The organism is Lutibacter aestuarii, from assembly GCF_042676885.1.
GTDB lineage: Bacteria > Bacteroidota > Bacteroidia > Flavobacteriales > Flavobacteriaceae > Lutibacter > Lutibacter aestuarii.
This window is the reverse complement of the sequence record NZ_JBHTIC010000002.1, coordinates 443,033-467,280: the sequence shown is the minus strand read 5'-3', so window position 1 is coordinate 467,280 and position 24,248 is coordinate 443,033. Positions and strand designations below refer to the sequence as shown.

Sequence of the window (24,248 nt, the reverse complement as noted above, 5' to 3'; positions counted from 1 at the left end):
TCATTCAATAATATACTTGCATACAAATTTACATTTTTTTCATTTTTATAAGTTAAATTTTTAAAAAAAGTGAACAAATTTTAATGACAATAGTCATTAATTGTGATAAAAGTTACACTTATCTTTGGTGCAATGTTAAAATAGGAAGATAATTGTTTTAAATTCAAAATTATAAATGGCTAATATGACAATTATCATTATTTTTGCACAACATTATTTTTAATAATAAAACATCTGTAATGAACAAACTACTTTCACTTATTTATTCAACACGTTTAATGGCTATTTTGTTTCTTGTTTTTGCTGCTGCAATGGGAGTGGCAACATTTATTGAAAACGATTATGGCACTGAAACGGCCAAAGCTTTAGTATATAATGCTTGGTGGTTTGAAGGTATAATGATATTTTTTGCTATTAACTTTTTTGGTAACATTTTTAAATACAAACTATTAAGAAAAGAAAAATTAGTAGTACTCGCTTTTCATTTAGCTTTCTTTTTAATAATTATTGGAGCTGGTATTACTCGCTATATTAGTTTTGAAGGAATAATGCCTATAAAAGAAGGGCAAGTAAGTAATACTTTCCTTTCCGAAAAAAATTATATAAGCATTGTTGTTAATGATGGTAAAGAACAAAAAACACCTGTACACCATCCTATTTTATTATCTGCCATAGGCTCAAACAATTATACTTATAATACAGATTTTAAAGGTACGGATGTTTCTGTTAAATTAACTAACTACATTCCTAACGCACAAGAAGTTTTTGAAGAAAGTGAAACGGGCGATGAATATATGCTATTTGTTGAGTCTGGTGGTGGTGGAAGACACAATCATTACGTAAAAAAAGGAACTTCTGAACTTATTCATGGCGTTATGGTTGGTTATGACACTCCTAATAAAAATACCATTGATTTTAAAACCATTGATGGAAAAATTAAAATTCAATCTGCTGTAGAAGGTCAGTTTTTTAGAATGGCTGATAATTTTGAAGGAACTATTGTAAAAGATTCATTACAAGATTTTTCAATTTTAGCTGTTCATTCAATCGCAGGGTTACAATTTGTTGTTCCCAATGCAGGTATTAAAGGAGAGTATAAAACAATCTCAGGTGATAAAGATCAAAATACCTTAGCCCAATTAACTTTTGACGTTACTGCTGGTGGTGAAACAAAACAGGTAAAAATGGTAGGAGGTAAATTTGCAATTCAACCTCCAACCCAATTCTCTATTGGGAATTTAAACTTTAGAATGAGCTATGGAGCAATGCAAATGAAATTACCATTTAGTATTAAATTAAACGATTTTCAGCTTGATAAATACCCAGGTTCGGAAAGCGCAATGTCTTATGCTAGTGAGGTTACAGTAATAGCTCCTTCTGAAACATTTGATTTTAGAATTTTTATGAATAATATTTTAAATTATAAAGGGTATAAATTCTTTCAATCAAGTTACAATATTACCCCAGAATATGAAGAAACTCACTTATCTGTAAATCATGATTTTTGGGGCTCAACAATTACTTACATAGGTTATTTTTTATTATATGCTGGATTGATTTTAATTTTATTTATGAAAAATACGCGTTTTGACTTCCTAAGAAAAAATTTACAAAAAATTAGAACAAAAAAAGCTACTTTAACTACCATTGCTATTTTACTAATTTCAACCATATCTTTTGCTCAACAACACAATCATTCATTAACCGAAAAACAAATTGATTCAGCTTTAGCGGTTAACAAAATTGATGTAAACCATGCTGAAAACTTTAGCAAAGTAATTATACAGGATGCTGGAGGTAGAATGAAACCAGTACATACCTATGCTTCTGAATTGTTGAGAAAAGTTAGTAAACATGATACTTATAAAGATATGAATGCGACTCAAGTATTTTTATCTATTCAACAAAATCCAAGATTATGGTTCCAAATTCCAATTATTTATATTGAAAAAGGAAACACAAAATTACGTGATATTATAGGAATCCCTCACGATCAAAGAGATGCAACACTTGCTAACTTTTTTGATTCAAAAGGAATGTATAAAATTTCTCAAATTCAACAAGAAGCGCAAAAAAGTAATATTAAAAGTAAGTTTGAAAAAGATGTAATAAATGTAGACAGAAGAGTTAACTTACTCTATTCAGCTATTACTGGAGATATTTTAAGAATTTTCCCTATTCCAAACGATTCTAATAATACTTGGGTATCTCATAATAACATACAATCTGCTCATTTTAAAGGTCAAGACTCAGTATTTGTTCGCCAAATACTCCCTATTTACCTTCAAACTTTGTCAGATTCTAACGTATCTAAAGATTATTCAAAATCTGATGAAATTTTACAAGGCATTACTAATTTTCAAAAAAAATATGGAAGTGAAGTATATCCAAAAGAACATAAAATTGACTTAGAAATTGCTTACAACAAATACGATATATTTAAAACTATATATAGCTATTATATGTACATTGGAACATTAATGTTCTTTTTTGTAATCTTCCAAATTTTTAGAAATAATAAAACCATCAACTTTTTAATTAAAGCAAGTATTGTTATAATTATTGGGCTTTTTCTATTACATACAGGAGGTTTAATCGCTCGCTGGATAGTAAGTGGAAATGCCCCTTGGAGTAACGCCTACGAATCTATGATTTATGTTGGATGGGCAACTATGCTGTTTGGATTAATTTTTGGAAAAAAATCATCAATGACTATTGCTGCAACGGCCTTTTTAACAGCATTTATTTTAATGGTTGCGCATTGGAATTGGATGGATCCAGAAATTGCAAATCTTCAACCTGTACTAAATTCTTATTGGTTAATGATTCACGTATCAATAATAGTTGCAAGTTATGGCCCATTTGCTTTAGGAATGATATTAGGCTTAATTGCACTTTTATTAATGATATTGACAACCAAAAAGAATAAACAAAAAATTGGTTTAATGATTAAAGAAATGACCATTATTAATGAAATGGCTTTAACTGTTGGTTTGGTGATGTTAACTATTGGAAACTTTTTAGGCGGACAATGGGCAAATGAAAGTTGGGGACGTTATTGGGGCTGGGATCCAAAGGAAACTTGGGCTTTAATAAGTATTATGATTTACGCTTTTGTTTTACACTTACGATTAGTTCCAGGCTTAAGAAGTAGATTTGTTTTTAATTTATTTTCAGTAGCTGCGTTTGCTTCTATTTTAATGACCTATTTTGGAGTGAACTTCTACTTATCAGGTTTACATTCTTATGCAAGTGGAGATAAAGCTATTACACCTACATTTGTTTATTACTCCGTAGCTATTGTAGCTGTTATCTCTGTTTTAGCTTATATACAACATAAAAAACATTATAAAAAATAACTAAAATCGTTGCAAAAATGTAACTTTGCAATCCATTAAAAAAATTATCAATGTTTAATAAGTATATAAAATTAGTAATTGCAGCAGGAATCTTAGTGTGGTCCGTATTTCAATTTGTTGATGAAAATATAATGAATGGCATTTCATTAATTTTATTAGCAGGTATTTTTGTACTGTTCTACTTTAAAAATGAATTTATATTACTTGCATTTTTACAATTAAGAAAACAAAATTTTGCGGGTGCAAGTAAATGGTTATCCTATATTAAAAATCCAAGTTCTGCTTTAATAAAAAAACAGGAAGGATATTATAATTTTTTACAAGGAATTATGGTTTCTCAAACCAACCTAACTCAAGCTGAGAAATTTTTTAAAAAAGCATTAAGTTTAGGGTTAAATATGAAACATGATATTGCAATGGCAAAACTACAATTGGCTGGAATTGCTATGTCTAAAAGACGTAAAAGAGAAGCTACCACCTTAGTAAATGAAGCTAAAAAATTAGATTCTCAAGGAGTTTTAACAGAGCAAATTAAAATGTTAAAACAACAATTGAAAAAAATATAATTCATTATTTATAATAAAAAAGGCAACCAAATGGTTGCCTTTTTTATTATAAATAACAGAACAGTACGCGCTATTACTTTATTATTATTGGTAATAACTCTTTAGTATATTGTATTAAATAAACCGCATGATTCTCAAAACTGCCAAAAAGTTTTTTATCATAATTAAATACAGATGACACCCTTTGTGATTTACCTGCTTTCAAACCTTCTTCAAGAGAACCTTCAGAAGCCAAACGAATAAGAATATCATAGGTTACATCAAAACCTCTTGTAGCATATTTAGATGGATATGCAAAATATTTTGATTTATAAGATTTATAGAAATTCTTTGCAGTAGCATCCATATCTAAATATTCCATTGATGGAAATAAAAAGTTCAATCTTCCTAATAAATTATTATCAATAGAATCAAAATTATCTCCTTTATTAAAAGCTATAAATTTAATATTAAATGTCTCAATATAAGTTTTTAAACTATTAATTGCTGAAGAAGTTATCACCGTATCATCACTAATTAAAACTACCCAGTTAATTGATTTTTCATTTAATTTTTCACCAACTTTTTCACTATCAATATATCCTTTTTCTGGTTTAATGACCGTAATATTTTGAATAGAGTCAAAAGTTTTAAACTTATTTACCGTTCTCCATAATTTAGTTTGAGTTTCAGCTTTTCCATCATTAATTATAATAATGTCCTCTCCTTTATATTGGTCTTTTAAATAGTCCATTAATTTTTCATCTAACAATTCTGTATTTGGTGCAGATTTAATCAAGTTACCTGCCGATAAGCTTATTTGATTTTTAGAAAAAACAGGAGCCACTACTGGAGCGTTTACATGCTTTGCCAACCAATGTGCCTTCTCAAAAAATAATGGTCCTAAAATAACATCTACGTTGCTAAAATCATTTTTATTAACAAGATACTGTAATTTATAATTAGAATTTTCAGTATCATAATAATTTACCTGAATTGTTAAACCTTTATGTTTTAAAGAATCTATTGCCATTTGAACTCCTAAATGAACATCTGAAACTATTGTTAATAATGAATTGTTTTTTTTGAAATTTTGAATTCTTGTTGAATCTGTATATTTATTTATTTGATACGGAAGCATAACAGCTACATTCAACTTTTTTGAAATATCAATGTTTTCAACAAAATAACCAGCATCATTTTCTCCTTTTATATTTTCTACCGAAAGTGGTTTTATTTTTAAAACCATACCTAACTTTAATCCGTCTTTCAGTTCAGGATTTAATTGTTTTAATTGCGCTTCTGTAACTTCATATAACCTTGTTAATTTAAAAAATGTATCATCCTTTACAACTGTATGAATTACATAATTTGATAGGTCTAATGGTTCAGACTTTTTTGATTCAGGAATTCTTAATCTCATCCCAATTTTTAACCCTCCTATTAAACCAAAATTAGCAGCTTTTAATTCTTCAATTGTAATTCCAAATTTTTTAGAAATTCCAAATACTGTTTCTTTAGGTTTTACGGTATAAAATTTTTCTACTTCCTTAGAACTTTCAGCTTCAGTTATTATTGTTTTTCCATAATTAAGATTCGGTACTACAATCACTGTCCCAGGTTTTGGTCTTCTACTTTCATCAGGATTTAAACGAAGTAAATCTCTTGTTGATAAATCATATCGCTTAGCAATACTCTTAATGGTTTCACCTTTTTTAACAGTATAAGAAACATACTTTTTTTGTTGTGCAATTGTTACAATTGAAAACAACAAAAAAAGAAATGTTATAAGCTTGAGTTTTTTCATTTATAAATTATATTTAAGGGTTATCCTATTCCCATTCAATAGTTGCTGGTGGCTTTGAACTAATATCATACACTACTCTATTAACGCCTTTTACTCCATTTATTATTTGGTTGGATGTTTTTTGTAAAAATTCATACGGTAAATTTACCCAATCCGCAGTCATTCCATCTGTAGATTCTACAGCTCTTAAGGCCACTACTTTCTCATAAGTTCTTTCATCACCCATAACACCAACTGAGTTTACTGGTAATAATATAGCTCCAGCTTGCCAAACATCATTATACAATCCCCATTCTTTCAATCCATTAATAAAAATAGCATCTACTTCTTGTAAAATTCTCACTTTTTCAGCAGTAATATCACCTAAAATACGAATTGCCAAACCTGGTCCAGGAAATGGATGTCTGCCTAATAATTCTGAATCAATTCCCAAAGAAGCACCTACTCTTCTCACCTCATCTTTAAATAACATTTTTAAAGGTTCTACTATTTTTAGCTTCATAAAATCTGGCAATCCTCCAACATTATGATGTGATTTGATAGTAGCTGAAGGGCCTCCTGTTGCTGAAACAGATTCAATAACATCAGGATAAATAGTTCCTTGTGCTAACCATTTTACATCTTCAATTAAATGAGCTTCATCATCAAATACTTCAATAAAAACACGACCAATTATTTTGCGTTTTCCTTCTGGATCTGCTTCTTCTGCAAGTTCTTTCAAAAAACGTGCCGAAGCATCAACACCTTTAACGTTTAATCCCATTCCTTTGTATTGGCTCAACACATTTTCAAACTCATTTTTACGAAGTAAGCCATTATTTACAAAAATACAGTATAAGTTATCTCCAATTGCTTTGCTTAATAATGTTGCTGCCACTGTAGAATCTACACCTCCAGACAAACCTAAAACAACTTTATCGTTTCCTAATTGTTCTTTTAATTTTTGAACCGTTGACTCTACAAATGAATCTGGTGTCCAATCTTGTTTAACTTTTGCAATATTTACTAAGAAGTTACTTAAAATTTTTAATCCATCCTTGGAATGATAAACTTCTGGGTGAAACTGGATTCCAAAAGTAGTTTCATTGGTAAGTTTAAAAGCCGCGTTTTTAACATCATGAGTAGAAGCAATCAATTCGGCATTTTCAGGTAAATCAACAATGGTATCACTGTGACTCATCCATACTTGACTTCCTTCATTTACGCCTTCAAAAAAAGATTCATTACTTTTTACAAAAGAAAGATTTGCTCTTCCGTACTCTCTGGTATTAGACGCTGCTACTTTACCTCCATAATTATGAGCCATATATTGAGCACCAAAACAAACACCTAATAAAGGTAATTTCCCTTTTATCTTAGACAAATCAGGTTTAGGGGCCTCTTCTGTTCTAACGGAAGAAGGGCTTCCAGAAAGGATGACTGCTTTGTAATTAGTTAATTCGAAATTTTTACTATTAAAAGGAAAAATTTCACAAAAAATGTTAAGTTCTCTAACTCTTCGGGCAATCAACTGCGTGTATTGCGAACCGAAATCTAATATAAGTACCTTTTGTTGCATCCGCAAAAATAATATTATTCTATATATGATGTATCATTTAATGTTATTTTTCTTTACAACATTTTTTAACATAAGAACTTAAATAACAATACTTAAATTGAATATTTTAGCACAATTTGAATTTATTAAACATAAAACTTAAATTATAACAAACTAAATTCGGCCTTTATAAGGCATTTTCTTTATTTTTAAATTTTGCAAACGTCAATTAAAAACTTCATTTTAATTTTAAAAGCGTTTAGAAGCGTTTTAAAGCATTTTTAGACTTTTAGTAAATTGTTAATAACTTAAAAAGAAGCAGGTCTTAAAAACAAGATAACAATCATCATTTTCTTATATTTGTGTGTTATTGAAATAATATATTGTAATATGAGTGACGAAATAAAAAAACATAATTATTCAGCTGATAGTATTCAAGCTTTAGAAGGAATGGAGCATGTACGTATGCGACCATCTATGTATATTGGCGACGTAGGAATAAGAGGATTACACCATTTAGTTTATGAAGTTGTTGACAACTCAATTGATGAAGCAATGGCTGGCCATTGCGATACCATTCACGTAATTATTAATAAAGACAATTCTATATCTGTAAAAGATAATGGACGCGGTATTCCAGTTGACATTCATAAAAAGGAAGGGGTTTCTGCTTTAGAAGTTGTAATGACTAAAATTGGTGCTGGTGGTAAATTTGATAAAGATTCTTATAAAGTTTCTGGAGGTTTACACGGCGTTGGTGTTTCTTGTGTAAATGCACTCTCTGACCATTTAAAAGCCACCGTTTATAAAGATGGTAAAATATGGGAGCAAGAATATGAAAGAGGAAAAGCTTTATATCCTGTAAAAACTATTGGTGAAACTGAAGAAAAAGGTACTATGGTTACTTTTACTCCAGATAAATCAATTTTTACACAAACTACAGAATATAATTACGACACTTTAGCTACAAGATTACGTGAATTAAGTTTTTTAAATAAAGGCTTAATGATTACCCTTACTGATAATAGAGTCACTGACGAAGAAGGAAACCATCCGTTAGAAAAATTTTACAGCGATGAAGGTTTGCCTGAGTTTGTGAAATATCTTGATGCTACTCGTGAACAGTTAATACAAGGTGTTATTTCAATGGAAGGCGAAAAAAATGATATTCCTGTTGAAGTAGCTATGGTGTATAATACTTCTTATAATGAAAACTTACATTCATATGTAAATAACATTAACACCCATGAAGGAGGAACACATTTATCAGGGTTTAGACGTGGATTAACCAATACACTTAAAAAATACGCAGAGTCTTCAGGAATGTTAGACAAGTTGAAGTTTGAAATAGCTGGAGATGATTTTCGTGAAGGATTAACTGCTATCATTTCTGTTAAAGTAGCAGAGCCACAATTTGAAGGGCAAACTAAAACCAAATTAGGAAATCGTGAAGTTACCGCTGCAGTAAGTCAAGCTGTATCTGAAATGTTACAAGACTATTTAGAAGAAAACCCTAACGATGCCAAAACCATTGTTCAAAAAGTTATATTAGCAGCACAAGCACGTCATGCAGCTCGAAAAGCTCGTGAATTGGTTCAGCGTAAAACAGTAATGTCTATTGGAGGTTTACCTGGTAAGCTAAGTGATTGTTCTGAAACTGACCCTGAAAAATGTGAAATTTTCTTAGTTGAGGGAGATTCAGCAGGTGGTACAGCAAAACAAGGACGTGATAGAAACTTTCAAGCTATTTTACCATTAAGAGGTAAAATTTTGAACGTTGAAAAAGCTATGCAACATAAAGTTTTTGAAAACGAAGAAATTAAAAATATGTTTACCGCTTTAGGAGTTTCTATTGGAACAGAAGAAGATCCAAGAGCGTTAAATTTATCAAAACTTCGTTATAATAAAATAGTAATTATGTGTGATGCCGATGTAGATGGTAGCCATATTGCAACCTTAATTCTTACATTTTTCTTTAGATATATGAAAGAACTAATTGAAAATGGACACGTTTATATTGCTACCCCTCCTTTATACTTAGTTAAAAAAGGGCAAAAAAGAGAATATGCTTGGAATGACAATCAACGTGATTTAATAGCTTTAAATATGGGAGGAAGTGTTAATATTCAACGTTACAAGGGTCTTGGAGAGATGAATGCTGAACAACTTTGGGACACCACTATGAATCCAGAGTTTAGAACATTACGCCAAGTAACTATTGATAATTTAACAGAAGCAGATAGAGTATTTTCGATGCTTATGGGAGATGAAGTACCTCCAAGAAGAGAGTTTATAGAAAAGAATGCCGTTTATGCAAAAATAGACGCATAATTACTTTAATTCACAACATTTTAAAACCGTCATTTAGACGGTTTTTTTTGAATAAATCAGAAATATTAAATGTTTCAATTAGCTCAATTATAGTTACAAACTTATCTAAAAACGATTTCGTAGTTAATTAAAATTGTTACACTTAATTAATATAAAAATTCTTATTTTTACAGTAATATTAAATATTTAAATACAACACAAAAATATGAAAGTAACAGTAGTAGGAGCTGGTGCTGTAGGTGCAAGTTGCGCTGAGTACATAGCTATAAAAAATTTCGCATCTGAGGTAATGTTGATTGATATAAAAGAGGGTTTTGCTGAAGGTAAAGCTATGGACTTAATGCAATGTGCCTCACTAAATGGTTTTGACACTAAAATAACAGGTGTAACAAACGATTATTCTAAAACAGCTGGTAGTGATGTAGCAGTAATTACAAGCGGTATTCCAAGAAAACCTGGAATGACTCGTGAGGAGTTAATTGGAATTAACGCTGGCATTGTTAAATCTGTTGCAACAAGTTTAATTGAACATTCACCAAATGTTATAATAATTGTAGTAAGTAATCCAATGGATACAATGGCTTATTTAGCTCATAAAGCTACAGGTTTGCCTAAAAACAGAATTATAGGTATGGGAGGCGCTTTAGATAGTGCACGTTTTAAATTCCGTTTAGCAGAAGCTTTAGGTTGTCCTGCATCTGATGTTGATGGTATGGTAATTGGAGGTCATAGTGATACAGGTATGGTGCCTTTAATTGGAAAAGCAGCTCGTAACAGTGTTAAAGTATCTGAATTTTTATCAGAAGAAAGAATGCAACAAGTTGTTGAAGACACTAAAGTAGGTGGAGCTACTTTAACAAAATTACTAGGAACAAGTGCTTGGTATGCTCCAGGAGCAGCAGTTTCGGCTATGGTACAAGCTATTGCTTTAGATTCTAAAAAAATGTTTCCATGCTCAGCTTTATTAGATGGTGAATATGGTTTAACAGATATTTCAATAGGTGTCCCTTGTATTATTGGTAAAAACGGAATTGAAAAAATTGTTGAAATAGAATTATCTGAAGCTGAAAAAGCTAAAATTGAAGAAAGTGCTGAAGGTGTTAAAAAAACAAACGCTTTATTAAACTAGTATTCTAAAAAAATTATACTAAAAAAGGCTGCTGTATAGCAGCCTTTTATTTTAATAAATAATAAAGGTCTTGTTAAAAATAAATAACAAGACCTTAAATTAAAGTTTGGTTAGATTCTATTTGTTTTAAGACAACCCTGAAATAACACCTTCATTATCAATTGTCATATTTTCAGATGCTGGTGTACCAGGTAATCCTGGCATACGCATCATTTGTCCTAAAATAGGAATAATAAATTTAGCCCCTGCGGCAATTTCTATTTCACGAACAGTAACTGTAAAATTTTCAGGTCTTCCTACTAAATTTTCGTTATCAGAAAAAGATTTTTGAGTTTTAGCCATACAAATAGCAAAATCATTAAAACCTAAACGGTCAATTCGTTTTAAATTTAATTTTGCTTTTTTGTCAAAGTCTACAGCGGTTGCGCCATAAATTTCTTTAGCAATTTTTTCTATTTTTTCTTTAACTGGAGAATTCCAGTCGTACAAAGGTTCAAAATTAGATTTATTAGAATCCACTACTTTTACTACGGCTTCTGCTAATTTTTTGGTGCCGTTTCCACCTTTTGCCCATCCGTCTGAAACAACAGCTTGTACACCTAAAGCCGCGCATTTTTCAATAATAAAATCAATCTCTTCATACGAATCATTTGAAAAAGTATTAATTGCTACAACTGGCTCAATTTTAAATTTTCTAATATTTTCTATATGCTTTTCTAAATTACAAAAACCATTTTGAACGAATTCTAAATTTGGAATATTGTATTCATCTTTTTGTGCACCTCCATGATGACGAAGCGCTCTAATAGTAGCTACTAACACCACAGCTTTTGGGCTCAGCTCTCCTGAAACACATTTAATGTTTAAAAACTTTTCAGCACCTAAGTCTGCTCCAAAACCAGCTTCAGTTACCACATAATTTGACAATGACAATCCCATTTTAGTAGCAATAATTGTATTTGTTCCTTGAGCAATATTTGCAAATGGTCCACCATGAATAATTGCTGGATTTTTTTCTAAGGTTTGAACTAAATTAGGCTTTAAGGCATACTTTAATAAAATTGCCATTGCATTTTCTGCCTTTAAATCACGAGCAAAAATTGGCTTTTTATCAAAAGTAAAACCAATAAAAATATCTCCTAACCTCTTTTTTAAATCTTCAAAATCAGTAGCCATACAAAGTATTGCCATAACCTCAGAGGCCGGTGTAATATTAAAACCATCTTCTCTTGGAATACCATTTGCAGTTCCTCCTAGCCCTATAATAATATTTCTTAAGGATCTGTCATTCATATCAATAACACGCTTCCATAAAATAGTTCTTGGATCTAAATTAAAACTACAACATTTACTTTGTAGGTTATTATCAATTAAAGCCGATAATAAATTATTAGCTTTTTCAACCGCATTAAAATCACCGGTAAAATGCAAGTTTATATCTTCCATAGGCACTACTTGAGAATAACCTCCTCCTGCAGCTCCTCCTTTGATACCAAAAACAGGTCCCAAAGATGGCTCTCTTAAAACAACTGTAGCTTGCTTACCTATTTTATTTAAACCTTCAGTTAAGCCAATTGATACTGTAGTTTTTCCTTCACCTGCAGGTGTTGGGGTAATTGCAGTAACTAAAATTAAGTTATTTTGCTTAATTTTTTCTTCGTCTATAAGTGATAAAGGAAGTTTTGCTTTGTATTTTCCAAACATCTCTATATCGTCTTCTTCTATACCAAGTTTGGCTGCTATTTCTCTAATATGTACAATATTGTTATTTTGAGCAATTTCTATATCTGATAAGTATTTCATATTTTTAAATTTGAGAAACAAATATATAAAATTCATTATTGAGAATAAGTATAAATTTAAATCTCAAGTTGATTAATTACAAAAAGCCAAAAAAGAATTGTCAGTTCCTATTTGAAATTATATATTTGCACGTTTATTACAAATGAATTATATATCAAATTAATTTAAAATGCAAAACAAAGGACTTATAAAGTTATTCGCTATTCTATTCGGATTAGTAAGTTTATACCAATTATCATTTACTTGGTTTACAAATGGTGTTGAAGATAAAGCAAAAATGTATGCAGAAGCCAGATCGAACGATGGAAGAGAAATGGCTGATTTAGAAAGAGTTTATTTAGACTCTGTTGCAAACCAACCAATTATTGATTTAGGTTTTGCAAAATTTAGCTACAATGACATTAAAGATAAAGAACTTAACTTAGGTTTAGATTTAAAAGGTGGTATTAATGCAATTTTACAGGTTTCTGTAAAAGATATTTTAATTGGACTATCGAATGAATCAAAAAATCCAACTTTTAATGAAGCTTTAGCAAAAGCTACTGAAGCTCAAAAAAAGAGTGATGACACTTTTTTAAATTTATTTTTTAATGAATTTGAAAAATTAAGTAATGGTGAAGTAAAATTAAGCGATCCAAGTATTTTTGGAAATAAGTCTTTACGTGAAAAAATTAACTTCAACCTAACTGATGAGGAAGTAATGCCTATCATTGAAAATGAAGTGACAGGTTCTGTAAATACCGCCTTTGAAGTTTTAAGAAGTCGTATTGATAAATTTGGAGTTACACAACCTAACATTCAAAGAATTGGAAAATCAGGTCGTATATTAATCGAATTACCTGGAGCCAAAGATATAGACCGTGTAAAAAAATTATTACAAAGTACTGCTGAATTACAATTTTGGGAAGTTTACTCTAACCAAGAAACTGCTAATTTCTTTTTTCAAGCAAATTCTGTAATTGAAAACTTATTAAAAAATGAAGCTGATAAAAAAGAAACAGCTGCTGATAAAGAAGATAATTTAGATGATTTATTAGGAGAAGTTTCTGATTCTTTAGCAACAAAACAAGTTAATAACTTATTTACAGTTTTAACGCCGAGTGTTCCTCAAAGTCAAAATCAAGTTTCTTCAGTAATTGCCACAGCAAAATTAGCTGATACTGCTAAAGTAAATTCTTATTTAGCAATGAGAGAGGTTAGAGCATTATTAAGTAATGACATGAAGTATGCAAAATTCTTATGGGACTCTAAATCATTTACTGCAAAAACTAATACCGGTGAAAATACTGAATTAATTTACTTGTACGGTATTAAATCTAACCGTGAAGATGTTGCTCCTATTGAAGGTGATGTTATTGAAGACGCTAGTCAGGAATACGGTCAAACTGGTAAACCAGAAGTAAGTATGACCATGAATGCTACAGGAACTAGACAATGGGCTAAAATGACTACCGAAAATGTAGGTAAATTTGTAGCTGTAGTTTTAGATGATTATGTACATACTGCACCATCTGTAAATGTTGCAATTACTACGGGTAGAACTTCAATCTCTGGTGGAAGTATGACTGTTAGTGAAGCACAAGATATTGCAAACGTATTAAAAGCTGGTAAACTTCCAGCAGCTGCTCATATTATTCAGTCTGAAGTTGTTGGTCCTTCACTAGGTCAAAAAGCAATTGATAGTAGTATGAGTTCTTTTGCATTAGCATTATTATTAGTTCTTTTATGGATGATTTTTTACTACGGTAAAGCAGGTGCTTTTGCAGATATTGCTTTATTAGTAAACTTATTATTCATTTTTGGTATTTTAACTGCGTTTGGAGCTGTACTTACCTTACCAGGTATTGCTGGTATCATACTAACAATTGGTATGTCAGTAGATGCTAACGTAATTATTTTTGAAAGAATTAAAGAAGAACTTAACAAAGGTAAAGGCTTAAAAGCTTCTATAAATCATGGATTTAGTTTTAAAGGAGCCTTATCTGCTATTATTGATGCTAACATTACTACCATGTTAACAGGTATTATTTTATATGTATTTGGTACTGGGCCTGTAAAAGGTTTTGCATATACTTTAATGGTGGGTATCGTTACTTCTTTATTCACAGCTATATTTATCACTAGATTATTAATTGATTGGTATGCTGCAAAAGGGAAGTTATTTACTTTCAACACTAGTATGACCAAAAACTTATTTGCAAATATTGATGTAGAATTTTTGAAAAAACGTAAAATTGCTTACATCATCTCTGGAGCTGTTATTATTTTAGGTGTTGCTTCGTTAGTAACAAATGGCTTAAATTATGGGGTTGATTTTGTTGGAGGTAGAACATACGTAGTTAAATTTGAGAATCCAACTAGTGCATCAGACGTAGCTAATACCTTGAAAGATGCTTTTGGAAGTGCTCCAGAAGTAAAAACTTATGGTGAAGCTAGTCAATTAAAAATAACAACCAAATATAAAATTGAAGAAGAAGGAAATCATATTGATGATGAAGTTCAAGATTTATTATTTAAAGGGTTAACAAGTTATTTACCAGAAGGTTTAACAATGGATGAATTTAAACCTGGATTTGATGGTGATAAAAAAGCAGGAATAATGAGTTCAATAAAAGTTGAACCAACCATAGCCGATGATATTAAAACTGCTGCAGGATGGGCAATATTAGGTTCTCTACTTGTAGTATTCTTATACATTTTATTCAGATTTAGAAAATGGCAATATAGTTTAGGTGCTGTATTGGCAGTATTCCATGATGTATTAATTGTATTATCATTATTCTCAATATTCTATAAAATATTACCTTTTGATATGGAAATTGGACAATCGTTTATTGCAGCTATATTAACTGTAGTAGGTTACTCATTGAATGATACAGTGGTAATTTTTGATAGAATTCGTGAATTTGCTGGAATACATACTTCTTGGAAATTCTCTACAGTGGTAGACAAAGCACTAAGTAGTACTTTAGGTAGAACGATTAATACTTCTTTAACTACATTAGTAGTATTATTAGCCATCTTCTTATTTGGTGGAGATTCTATTAAAGGATTTATGTTTGCACTTATAGTTGGTGTAGTAGTTGGTACTTACTCATCCCTATTTATTGCATCACCATTAATGTATGATGCTATCAATAAATTAGATAAAAAGAAAAAATAAGCTATTTTTAAAACACATATAGCAAAAACCGTTTTGAGAGGTCAAAACGGTTTTTGTATTTCAAATTAGCAAATATCTTTGAAATAAAAACCATTCTTATTTTTTGATTATTAAATTTGTAACAAAGTTGAATAATGAGCATTATTAAATTACACGATAAATATTTTAAAAAATATATATCTGAAGAACAGATTGAAGAAGCAATACAAAGTTTAGTAAAACAAGTAACTAACGACTGTCAAAATGAAACTCCAATTTTTATTGGAATTTTAAATGGATGTTTTATGTTTGTTGCAGATTTTGTAAGAAAATATAATGGTAATTGTGAAGTTTCTTTTGTAAAACTTGCTTCGTATGAAGGCACTAATTCAACTGGAAAAATTAAACAACTTGTTGGTTTAAATCAAAATCTTGAAGGCAGAACTGTCGTAATTTTAGAAGACATTATTGATACTGGAAATACACTCCAAGAAATATATGATATTTTTAGAAACAAAAAGTTAAAACAACTTAAAGTAGCTACGCTGTTCTTTAAACCAGATGTATTTAAAAAAGAATTACCTATAAATTATATTGGGTTGCCAATCCCAGACAAATTTATTGTAGGATATGGATTAGATTATGATAATTTAGGAAGAAATTTGGCTGATATTTACCAACTAACTAAAAAACCAACAATGAAAAATATTGTTTTATTTGGACCTCCTGGTGCAGGAAAAGGCACGCAAGCAACCATCTTAAAAGAAAAATATGAACTTGTTCATATATCAACAGGAGATGTTTTTAGATATAATATTAAAAATGAAACCGAACTTGGTATCCTAGCAAAATCGTATATGGATGATGGAGATTTAGTTCCCGACAATGTAACTATTGAAATGTTAAAATCTGAAGTGGAAAAACATCCTGAAGCAAAAGGATTTATCTTTGATGGATTCCCAAGAACCGAGTCTCAAGCAAAAGCATTAGACGAGTTTCTAAGTGATAAAGGAGAATCTATAAGCGGTATGGTAGCTTTAGAAGTTCCTGAAGATTTATTAGTTCAACGTATTTTAGGAAGAGGTAAAACAAGTGGTAGATCAGATGATACTGATGAAACCAAAATTCGTCACAGATTTCAAGAATATCATAACAAAACAGCTATTTTAAAAGATTATTATCAAGCTCAAAACAAATATTTTGGTATCAATGGTGTTGGTGAAATTAATGAAATCACAAACCGTTTAAGTAACGTTTTAGATACGCTTTAATTGAAACCTTAAAAAAACATCAACAATTAAAAAAAGAAAATAATGACTGAAGGGAATTTTGTTGACTACATAAAAATATATGCTTCATCTGGTAAAGGAGGTAGAGGCTCTGCGCACTTGCATAGAGAAAAGTATATTGCTAAAGGTGGTCCTGATGGTGGAGATGGTGGTCGTGGAGGTCATGTAATTCTTCGTGGAAATAAAAACATGTGGACACTGTTCCCCCTTAAATTTAAAAGGCATTTTAAAGCGGAACATGGTGGTGATGGAAGTAAACAAAGAAGTACTGGAAAAGATGGGCAAGATGTTTACATTGATGTTCCTTTAGGTACCATTGTTAGAGATGGTGAAACACAAGAAATTCTTTTTGAAATTACTACTGAAAATACGCAACAAATTCTATTAGAAGGTGGTATGGGAGGTTTAGGTAACTGGAATTTTAAATCTTCAACAAATCAAACTCCACGTTATGCACAACCTGGCATTGATGGTAAAGAAGGCTGGTTTCAATTAGAATTAAAAGTATTAGCTGATGTAGGTTTAGTTGGTTTTCCAAATGCAGGAAAATCTACCTTACTTTCTGTCTTAACAGCTGCGAAACCTAAAATAGCAGATTATGCATTTACTACACTAAAACCAAATTTAGGAATTGTTGAATATAGAGATTTTCAAACATTTGTTATTGCAGACATACCTGGTATTATTGAAGGTGCAGCAGAAGGAAAAGGCTTGGGACATCGATTTTTACGTCATATAGAAAGAAATTCAACTTTGTTATTTTTAATTCCAGCAGATACTAATGATATTAAAAAAGAATATGAAATTCTTTTAAATGAGTTAAAAAAACACAACCCCGAGCTATTAGACAAAAATAGATTATTAGCTATTTCAAAATCTGATTTACTTGATGATGAACTAAAAGAAGAAATAAAAAAAGAGCTGCCTAAAGGAATTAAAACACTTTTTATCTCTTCCGTTGCTCAACAAGGTCTTGTAGCGTTAAAAGATACTCTTTGGCAAATGCTTAACAACTAATTTTTATACCTAATTTTTTAAAATAATTGGTAGAATAAATTCGGTAGTAACTGGCATATTCCTTTTTATAGCTGGTTGTAATGTTGGTAAATTTTCAACACTTACTTTTAAAATACTATCAAACTCCGGTAATAGTTGGCTAGTTTCTTCTGAAATATTGATATGAGAAAGACTCGTTTTTCCCAGTGTATTTACTTTTAATTTAACTAAAACAGTATCATTAACCAGCTCTTTTGCATTTAGTTGATACTGTTTTAAAGAACTATAAATGTGTTGCGCCATTTCTAATTGAAAACAAATTTGCTGTTTTTCTCTAGAAGGAATGTCTTTACACTTAGGAAATAAAGGAAATGCATCAACAGAGTTAAAATCAACAATGGTATCTACCTGTTGAATTGATACTCTATTTTTAGCTTGTTGTTCAAAAAAAGTACAAGAAACTAAAAATATTCCTATAAACAATAGCCTAAAAAAATGTTTCAACATTGGTTTTAAATTCACAATGTGAAAATACAACATTTTAGTTTAGTCAACAATTTCACCTTCAATAAAGTATTGTTTTTTTATGGCATCAATTCTTTGTTCTACAAATTCAGTCATTTTTGGATCTTTACTTTCAAAACGCGCTAAGTAATTTTTATAATGCTCAAGAGCTGTCTTTTTATCTTTATAATAAACATCAGATGTATTAGCAAGTTCAAACAATGCCTTATAATTGCTATAATTATTTTGAAATGCTTTTTCAAAATTTATTAAAGCATTCTTTAAATCATTTTCTTCTTTAAATATAACCGCTAACAAAAAATGTTGTTTATCAATATCAGGTTTGGAATGAAAAAGTGACATTGACAAATAGATTTTAGCTTGTTTAGCATCCTTCTTTTCATAAGCTAAACTAGCCAATCTATATAGTATTTTAGGATTATTATATTCTATTTTCAAAGCTTTTTTAAAATTAGCTTCCGCCAAATCAAACTTTTCTAAATTATAATAGCACATTCCAAACATTTCATACGTATTTACAGACTTAAAATTTAAGCTATCTAATACCGTTAGGTAATTAATTGCTTCATCAAATTTTTTAGTAAAATATAATTCATTAGCTTTTAATTGAAGAAAGTTAAGATTAGTACTATCAATTTTTAATCCTTTATCAATAAATAACATGGTAGAATCTTTAATTTTAAGTTTTTTAAAAAACTTAGCTAATTCATATATACTTTTTATATGTAAAGTGTCTAAATTATAAGCATCTAAATAACTTTGACCCATTTTAAATAGCTTATTTTGTTTGGACAATGCTTCTGCTAATTGATATGGATAATTTGGATTTAGCGAATCTTTATTTTTCAAATAATTATAAACTAGTGCTGCTTTTTTGGGCTTATTGAAAGCTAAATACAACTTTCCTAAATTATTCAAAACTAATAAATTAGAAGAATCTTTTTTTATGATATCTTCGTAAACTTCAATTGCTTTAGAGCTTAAGCCAGCAGAATTATAAACCTGTCCCAATTTTATTTTTAAACTTTCACTATTATTAAAAGTAAGTGCTTTTTTATAGAGTTCTATAGCCTTTGTATCATTTCCAATAGTTTGGTTTATACTTGCTGCTTTTTCTAACAGTTCAAAAGTTTGGGGCTTGCTTTTAGTTAACAGCTCTATGGCTAATTGATAATTTCCTTTTATTAATAAGCTATCTACAACTGTAAAAACCGAAGATTGCGCTTCGGTTTTTAAAACTACCAATAAAAATAATAATGGTACTAAAATCTTTTTCATAGAGATTATGATTAATTAACCTTAAAAGCTATTGGTAAACTATATTTTACTCCAATACTTTTATTATTATAAGTACCTGGTTTCATTTGTGGCAATAAATTTACAACCCTTTTAGCTTCATCAACTAATGCTTGATGTGGAGCTCTGGCTTTAACTTCTGCTATATTGCCTTCTTTATCAATTTTGAACATTACAAAAATCTTCTTAATACCTTCTGATAAACCTAACCCCTTTGCCAAAGATAAATTGAAATTTTTATTTACATGCTTTGTTATTTTTTCTTGTAAACATTGTCTTAGTTCTTCTTCTGTTCCTTCACAACCTGGAAATACAGGCACATTTTGTACCACAGAAAATGGAACATCTTCTCCTTCTACATATTCCCAGTTAGTTTTACGTTGCACAGCATTTTCATTAGTTTTAAAAAAATGAATACGTTCTCCATTTTCATCAATTACTACTAAAAAATCAAAAATTGAATTTTCAATACTTTTAAACTTCGAGTGCATTTCTTGCTCCTTTTTAGTATACTCATCAAAAGGAATAATTTTACCTTTTAAATTTTTACCAACAAAAACTTTTCCTAACTCTAAATCCAAATATTTACCTTCAGTAACATCTTTATTATTATTTAAAACTTCTTCCATTTCTAATAACTCATCTTTTTCAGCATCTGAACAAGATGTATAAATTAGCATAACAAATAGTAACGGAATAATTAATAAATACTTTAATTGTTTCATTTTTTGTGATTTTTCTTTTGCGATCATAACGATTCTTTTTTTGATTAATGAATGTTTAAAAAATTGGTTGACAAATGAAATGCGCTCCACATTAAAAGTTTCTGACAATAACTTGTTGAAATATGTTTTTTTATCGGTTTCTTTTACTACCTCACTGTCAGAAATGTATTCATGTAAAAGCGCAATTCTATTTTGATACACATATATTATTGGATTAAACCAAAGCACAATTTTTAGCAATTCAAATAGTAATAAGTCAACGGTGTGCTTTTCTCTACAATGAACTATTTCGTGTTTAATAATATCTAGCTCTTTGTTTTCTAAAAGATGTTTATTTATAAAAATATAGTTGAAAAATGAAAAAGCGGACTGCTTTTCATTCAGTATCACTAAATTATAATTTTCTCTTTTTATTACTTGGTTAGAAGCTATTAGTCTACCAATTTTTAACAAACGAGTAAAAAATAAAATAGTAAAAACCGTAACCCCAATGTAAAAAGCTATGAGTATATAATTTACTGATGAATTATTTGTTACACTTTGTTCAATAACAATTTGTGGGTTTATAAATACCGTTGGCAACTGTACAATATAGTCTTGAGGAATGGATTTTTGAATGCTTTGAAATTTTAAAAAAGGAATTAAAAAAGAGATTATTGGTGTTACTAATAAATACACTCTATTCCACTTAAAAAAGGTTTCTTTTTGCAAAAAGAAATCATAAACTGTCAAAAATAACGCTTGAAAAAGTAGTACCTGAATTATATAATTTATCATTTCTCTGTCTTTTTGTCATTAATTTTATCTAAAATCGATTCTAATTCTACAATATCAATATCATTTTTTTTAACAAAAAACGATACCATACTTTTAAAAGAACCACCAAAATAACCATCCACAAGTTTATTTAAACTCTGATTACTGTAATCGGTTTTTTTAATTAAAGGATAGTATATATGCCCTCTTCCTTGGGCTTTATGAGCAACAAACTTTTTATTTTCCAATATTCTAATAATTGTTGAAACCGTGTTATATGCCGGCTTTGGTGCTGGTAATTGTGTTATAATTTCTTTTACAGATGCTTCTTCCAAGTCCCATAAAACTTGCATTAATTGTTCTTCTGCTTTTGTTAATTGTTTCTCCATTTTTCAACTAATTTTTTAGTTCAACACAACAAATATAACTAAAAAATTAGTTTAAACTAATTTTTTAGTTTAAAAATTTGCACAATTATTGATAATTCAATTTCTTTTATATATTTGAAAACATAAATTTTATATGGACATATTTCTTTTAATCATAGGTTTTTTATTTGCTCTGTTAGGTATTATTGGCTCCTTTTTACCAGTTTTGCCAGGCCCTTTTACCAGTTGGATTGGATTATTATTGCTTCATTTAACCAATATAGTTCCATTAAATTGGACATTTTTAGGGATTACTCTTGCTATTTCAATAATTATTTGGTTGATTGATTATTTTATTCCTGCTATGGGAACTAAAAAATTTGGTGGTACACGTTATGGAGTTATTGGAACTATGGTTGGATTAATCATCGGAATTTTGTTTCTAGGCCCTTTTGGAATTATCATTGGTCCTTTTGCTGGCGCTTTTATAGGTGAACTAATAAAAGATGCTAACAATACTAAAAAAGCTTTAAAAGCTGCCTTTGGTAGTTTTATTGGTTTTTTAACCTCAGCTTTTATAAAATTTGTAGCAGCAGTAGTATTTACCTCTTTCTATATTTCTATATTTTGGGAGTACAGAAGCTTATTTTTCTAGTTTAAAAAAACTTTAAAAATAAAAAAAGCGTCCCGGTTTTTCGGGAAGCTTTCCATCGGTTTTAAAAACCATGACGCTTTTAAACGTCAAACAACACAACTAAATCGCTTTCGAAGCGATAGGCAAATATATAAATTTTTATTTGATTACAAATTCTAAATACTTTTTCTTTCTAAATTACTGTTATTTCTGAATTGATTGTATCTTTGCAAACTGTTAATAAACGAATTATAAAAAGCAAGGTATGCAATTAACACCACTTGAAATAGTTAGAAGAGAATCATTACAAAAACTTCGTGAATTAGGTATCAATCCTTATCCTGCAGAAGAATTTAAAACAACAGCTACCATAAATGACATTCTTACAAAGTTTGATGAATTTGAAGGTAAAGAAGTGATTTTAGCTGGAAGAATGATGAGTAGACGAATTATGGGAAAAGCCTCTTTTGCTGAATTGAAAGACTCTAGTGGAAGAATGCAAATTTATATCAATAGAGATGAAATTTGCAATGAGGATGATGCAACTTTATACAATACTGTATTCAAAAAATTATTGGATATGGGAGATATTATTGGTATAAAAGGAGAAGTATTTAAAACTAAAGTAGGAGAAGAATCTGTAAATGTAAAAGAATTAACTATTCTTTCTAAAAGCTTAAAACCCTTACCTGTTGTTAAAACAGATGCCGATGGAAAAGTTCATGATGCTTTTTCAGATGCTGAACAAAGATATCGAAGACGTTATGTAGATTTAATTGTAAACGACCATGTAAAAGAAACGTTTATTAAACGTACAAAAATAACCAACTCAATGCGTGAGTTTTTTAACAACCGTGGTTATTTAGAAGTTGAAACTCCAATATTACAACCAATACCAGGTGGAGCTGCTGCAAGACCTTTTATAACTCACCATAACACGTTAGATATGCCTTTATACCTACGCATTGCTAATGAGCTATATTTAAAGCGTTTAATTGTTGGTGGTTTTGATGCTGTTTATGAGTTTGCTAAAGACTTTAGAAATGAAGGAATGGACAGAACTCATAATCCAGAGTTTACTGTAATGGAATTGTATGTTGCATATAAAGACTACAACTGGATGATGAAAATGACGGAAGACTTATTAGAAAAAGTTGCCATTGACACTAACGGTACAACCGAAGTTCAAATTGGTGAAAATAAAGTAAGCTTTAAAGCTCCATATCCAAGAGTGCCTATTTTAGAGGCAATAAAGATCCATACAGGATATGATGTTGCTGGAATGAATGAAGTAGAACTAAGAGAGGTATGTAAAAAAGTTGGTATTGAAGTTGATGAAACTATGGGTGTTGGAAAATTAATTGATGAGTTATTTGGAGAAAAATGTGAGCATCATTATATCCAACCAACTTTTATTACCGATTATCCTAAAGAAATGAGCCCTCTTACCAAAGAACATAGAACAAACCCTGCATTAACTGAGCGCTTTGAATTAATGGTGAATGGTAAAGAATTAGCAAATGCATACTCTGAATTAAATGATCCTATTGATCAAAAAGAACGTTTTGAAGATCAATTAAAATTATCTGAAAAAGGGGATGATGAAGCCATGTTTATTGATCAAGATTTTATACGTGCATTAGAATATGGTATGCCTCCTACCTCAGGAATTGGAATTGGAATAGACAGATTAACAATGTTTATGACCAACAATAGCTCTATTCAAGAAGTCCTATTTTTCCCACAAATGAAACCTGAAAAGAAAGCTCCTACAGTTGAATTAAACGACGATGAAAAAGCCGTTTTTGAAATTCTTAAAAAAACAGAAAAAATTGAGTTATCAGAATTAAAAACTCAAAGTGGTTTAAGCAACAAAAAGTGGGATAAAACAATGAAAGGTTTAACCAAACATAAATTAGCTAAGGTTAATAATACTGACGAAGGTTTATTTGTTGAAATAACATCTTAAAATCTTTAGAGTTTCAAAATAAAAATAAAAGGAATTA

16 protein-coding genes are annotated in these 24,248 nt (G+C 29.8%); 9 read left to right on the top strand and 7 right to left on the bottom strand.

Features of this window, described 5'->3' with window-relative positions:
- Positions 1–239: 239 nt before the first annotated feature.
- Positions 240–3,359, top strand: a complete 3,120-nt coding sequence (gene ccsA / locus ACFQZW_RS02020) for a cytochrome c biogenesis protein (RefSeq protein ID WP_298263497.1) — start codon at positions 240–242, stop codon at positions 3,357–3,359.
- A gap of 50 nt (positions 3,360–3,409) precedes the next feature.
- Positions 3,410–3,925, top strand: a complete 516-nt coding sequence (locus ACFQZW_RS02015) for a DUF2892 domain-containing protein (protein WP_298263498.1) — start codon at positions 3,410–3,412, stop codon at positions 3,923–3,925.
- Positions 3,926–3,998: 73 nt separating this feature from the next.
- Here ACFQZW_RS02015 and ACFQZW_RS02010 read toward each other — a convergent pair whose 3' ends face one another.
- Both ACFQZW_RS02010 and guaA read right to left on the bottom strand, forming a co-directional pair.
- Entirely contained in the window at positions 3,999–5,711 is a 1,713-nt protein-coding gene (locus ACFQZW_RS02010; protein WP_372800222.1) for a muramidase family protein, read from the bottom strand.
- 25 nt (positions 5,712–5,736) lie between these two features.
- Positions 5,737–7,269, bottom strand: a complete 1,533-nt coding sequence (gene guaA, locus ACFQZW_RS02005) for a glutamine-hydrolyzing GMP synthase (RefSeq protein WP_298263500.1) — start codon at positions 7,267–7,269, stop codon at positions 5,737–5,739.
- 369 nt (positions 7,270–7,638) lie between these two features.
- On the opposite strand from guaA, the gene gyrB reads away from it, so the two are divergent.
- The gene (gene gyrB / locus ACFQZW_RS02000; protein WP_298263501.1) at positions 7,639–9,579 is read left to right on the top strand and encodes a DNA topoisomerase (ATP-hydrolyzing) subunit B; all 1,941 of its coding nucleotides are present in this window, start codon (positions 7,639–7,641) and stop codon (positions 9,577–9,579) included.
- Positions 9,580–9,784: 205 nt separating this feature from the next.
- Entirely contained in the window at positions 9,785–10,708 is a 924-nt protein-coding gene (mdh, locus tag ACFQZW_RS01995; protein WP_298263502.1) for a malate dehydrogenase, read from the top strand.
- A gap of 126 nt (positions 10,709–10,834) precedes the next feature.
- On the opposite strand, the gene ACFQZW_RS01990 is transcribed toward mdh, so the two are convergent.
- Complete coding sequence (locus tag ACFQZW_RS01990; RefSeq protein WP_298288243.1) at positions 10,835–12,511, bottom strand: formate--tetrahydrofolate ligase; 1,677 nt, start codon at positions 12,509–12,511, stop codon at positions 10,835–10,837.
- A 169-nt stretch (positions 12,512–12,680) separates the two neighbouring features.
- Between ACFQZW_RS01990 and secDF the strand changes: the two genes are divergently transcribed.
- The 3 genes from secDF to obgE all read left to right on the top strand — a co-directional run bounded on the left by secDF (position 12,681) and on the right by obgE (position 17,959).
- Positions 12,681–15,674 carry a protein translocase subunit SecDF gene (secDF, locus tag ACFQZW_RS01985; RefSeq protein ID WP_372800225.1) on the top strand — a complete coding sequence of 998 codons (2,994 nt, stop codon included), beginning with the start codon at positions 12,681–12,683 and terminating at the stop codon, positions 15,672–15,674.
- Positions 15,675–15,808: 134 nt separating this feature from the next.
- The gene (locus ACFQZW_RS01980; protein WP_298263506.1) at positions 15,809–16,924 is read left to right on the top strand and encodes an adenylate kinase; all 1,116 of its coding nucleotides are present in this window, start codon (positions 15,809–15,811) and stop codon (positions 16,922–16,924) included.
- A 42-nt stretch (positions 16,925–16,966) separates the two neighbouring features.
- Complete coding sequence (gene obgE / locus ACFQZW_RS01975; protein WP_298263508.1) at positions 16,967–17,959, top strand: GTPase ObgE; 993 nt, start codon at positions 16,967–16,969, stop codon at positions 17,957–17,959.
- 9 nt (positions 17,960–17,968) lie between these two features.
- Here obgE and ACFQZW_RS01970 read toward each other — a convergent pair whose 3' ends face one another.
- From ACFQZW_RS01970 to ACFQZW_RS01955, 4 genes are read right to left on the bottom strand one after another with little or no spacing between them, the layout of a single operon-like run.
- On the bottom strand, positions 17,969–18,445 hold the full coding sequence (locus ACFQZW_RS01970) for a hypothetical protein (RefSeq protein ID WP_386781382.1): 477 nt from the start codon (positions 18,443–18,445) through the stop codon (positions 17,969–17,971).
- 39 nt (positions 18,446–18,484) lie between these two features.
- Complete coding sequence (locus ACFQZW_RS01965) at positions 18,485–19,741, bottom strand: tetratricopeptide repeat protein (protein WP_386781381.1); 1,257 nt, start codon at positions 19,739–19,741, stop codon at positions 18,485–18,487.
- A gap of 11 nt (positions 19,742–19,752) precedes the next feature.
- On the bottom strand, positions 19,753–21,261 hold the full coding sequence (locus ACFQZW_RS01960; protein WP_386781380.1) for a M56 family metallopeptidase: 1,509 nt from the start codon (positions 21,259–21,261) through the stop codon (positions 19,753–19,755).
- A complete protein-coding gene (locus tag ACFQZW_RS01955; RefSeq protein ID WP_386781379.1) occupies positions 21,258–21,629 on the bottom strand; it encodes a BlaI/MecI/CopY family transcriptional regulator in 372 nt (123 codons plus the stop codon). Before ACFQZW_RS01955 ends, ACFQZW_RS01960 begins: the two co-directional genes overlap by 4 nt.
- A 133-nt stretch (positions 21,630–21,762) precedes the next feature.
- Between ACFQZW_RS01955 and ACFQZW_RS01950 the strand changes: the two genes are divergently transcribed.
- Together ACFQZW_RS01950 and lysS are read left to right on the top strand one after the other, a co-directional pair.
- Positions 21,763–22,263, top strand: a complete 501-nt coding sequence (locus ACFQZW_RS01950; RefSeq protein WP_372801520.1) for a DUF456 domain-containing protein — start codon at positions 21,763–21,765, stop codon at positions 22,261–22,263.
- Between the two features lie 244 nt (positions 22,264–22,507).
- Positions 22,508–24,211, top strand: a complete 1,704-nt coding sequence (lysS, locus tag ACFQZW_RS01945) for a lysine--tRNA ligase (protein WP_298263515.1) — start codon at positions 22,508–22,510, stop codon at positions 24,209–24,211.
- Positions 24,212–24,248: the final 37 nt, after the last annotated feature.

Excerpts from the sequence above, each read along its gene's own strand:
- lysS (WP_298263515.1), top strand. The coding sequence starts at position 22,508 with ATGCAATTAACACCACTTGAAATAGTTAGAAGAGAATCATTACAAAAA.
- ACFQZW_RS01990 (WP_298288243.1), bottom strand. The coding sequence starts at position 12,511 with ATGAAATACTTATCAGATATAGAAATTGCTCAAAATAACAATATTGTA.
- ACFQZW_RS02015 (WP_298263498.1), top strand. The coding sequence starts at position 3,410 with ATGTTTAATAAGTATATAAAATTAGTAATTGCAGCAGGAATCTTAGTG.
- ACFQZW_RS01960 (WP_386781380.1), bottom strand. The coding sequence starts at position 21,261 with ATGATAAATTATATAATTCAGGTACTACTTTTTCAAGCGTTATTTTTG.
- ACFQZW_RS01980 (WP_298263506.1), top strand. The coding sequence starts at position 15,809 with ATGAGCATTATTAAATTACACGATAAATATTTTAAAAAATATATATCT.
- ACFQZW_RS01950 (WP_372801520.1), top strand. The coding sequence starts at position 21,763 with ATGGACATATTTCTTTTAATCATAGGTTTTTTATTTGCTCTGTTAGGT.
- mdh (WP_298263502.1), top strand. The coding sequence starts at position 9,785 with ATGAAAGTAACAGTAGTAGGAGCTGGTGCTGTAGGTGCAAGTTGCGCT.
- obgE (WP_298263508.1), top strand. The coding sequence starts at position 16,967 with ATGACTGAAGGGAATTTTGTTGACTACATAAAAATATATGCTTCATCT.
- gyrB (WP_298263501.1), top strand. The coding sequence starts at position 7,639 with ATGAGTGACGAAATAAAAAAACATAATTATTCAGCTGATAGTATTCAA.
- ACFQZW_RS01970 (WP_386781382.1), bottom strand. The coding sequence starts at position 18,445 with ATGTTGAAACATTTTTTTAGGCTATTGTTTATAGGAATATTTTTAGTT.
- ACFQZW_RS02010 (WP_372800222.1), bottom strand. The coding sequence starts at position 5,711 with ATGAAAAAACTCAAGCTTATAACATTTCTTTTTTTGTTGTTTTCAATT.
- ACFQZW_RS01965 (WP_386781381.1), bottom strand. The coding sequence starts at position 19,741 with ATGAAAAAGATTTTAGTACCATTATTATTTTTATTGGTAGTTTTAAAA.
- secDF (WP_372800225.1), top strand. The coding sequence starts at position 12,681 with ATGCAAAACAAAGGACTTATAAAGTTATTCGCTATTCTATTCGGATTA.
- ccsA (WP_298263497.1), top strand. The coding sequence starts at position 240 with ATGAACAAACTACTTTCACTTATTTATTCAACACGTTTAATGGCTATT.
- ACFQZW_RS01955 (WP_386781379.1), bottom strand. The coding sequence starts at position 21,629 with ATGGAGAAACAATTAACAAAAGCAGAAGAACAATTAATGCAAGTTTTA.
- guaA (WP_298263500.1), bottom strand. The coding sequence starts at position 7,269 with ATGCAACAAAAGGTACTTATATTAGATTTCGGTTCGCAATACACGCAG.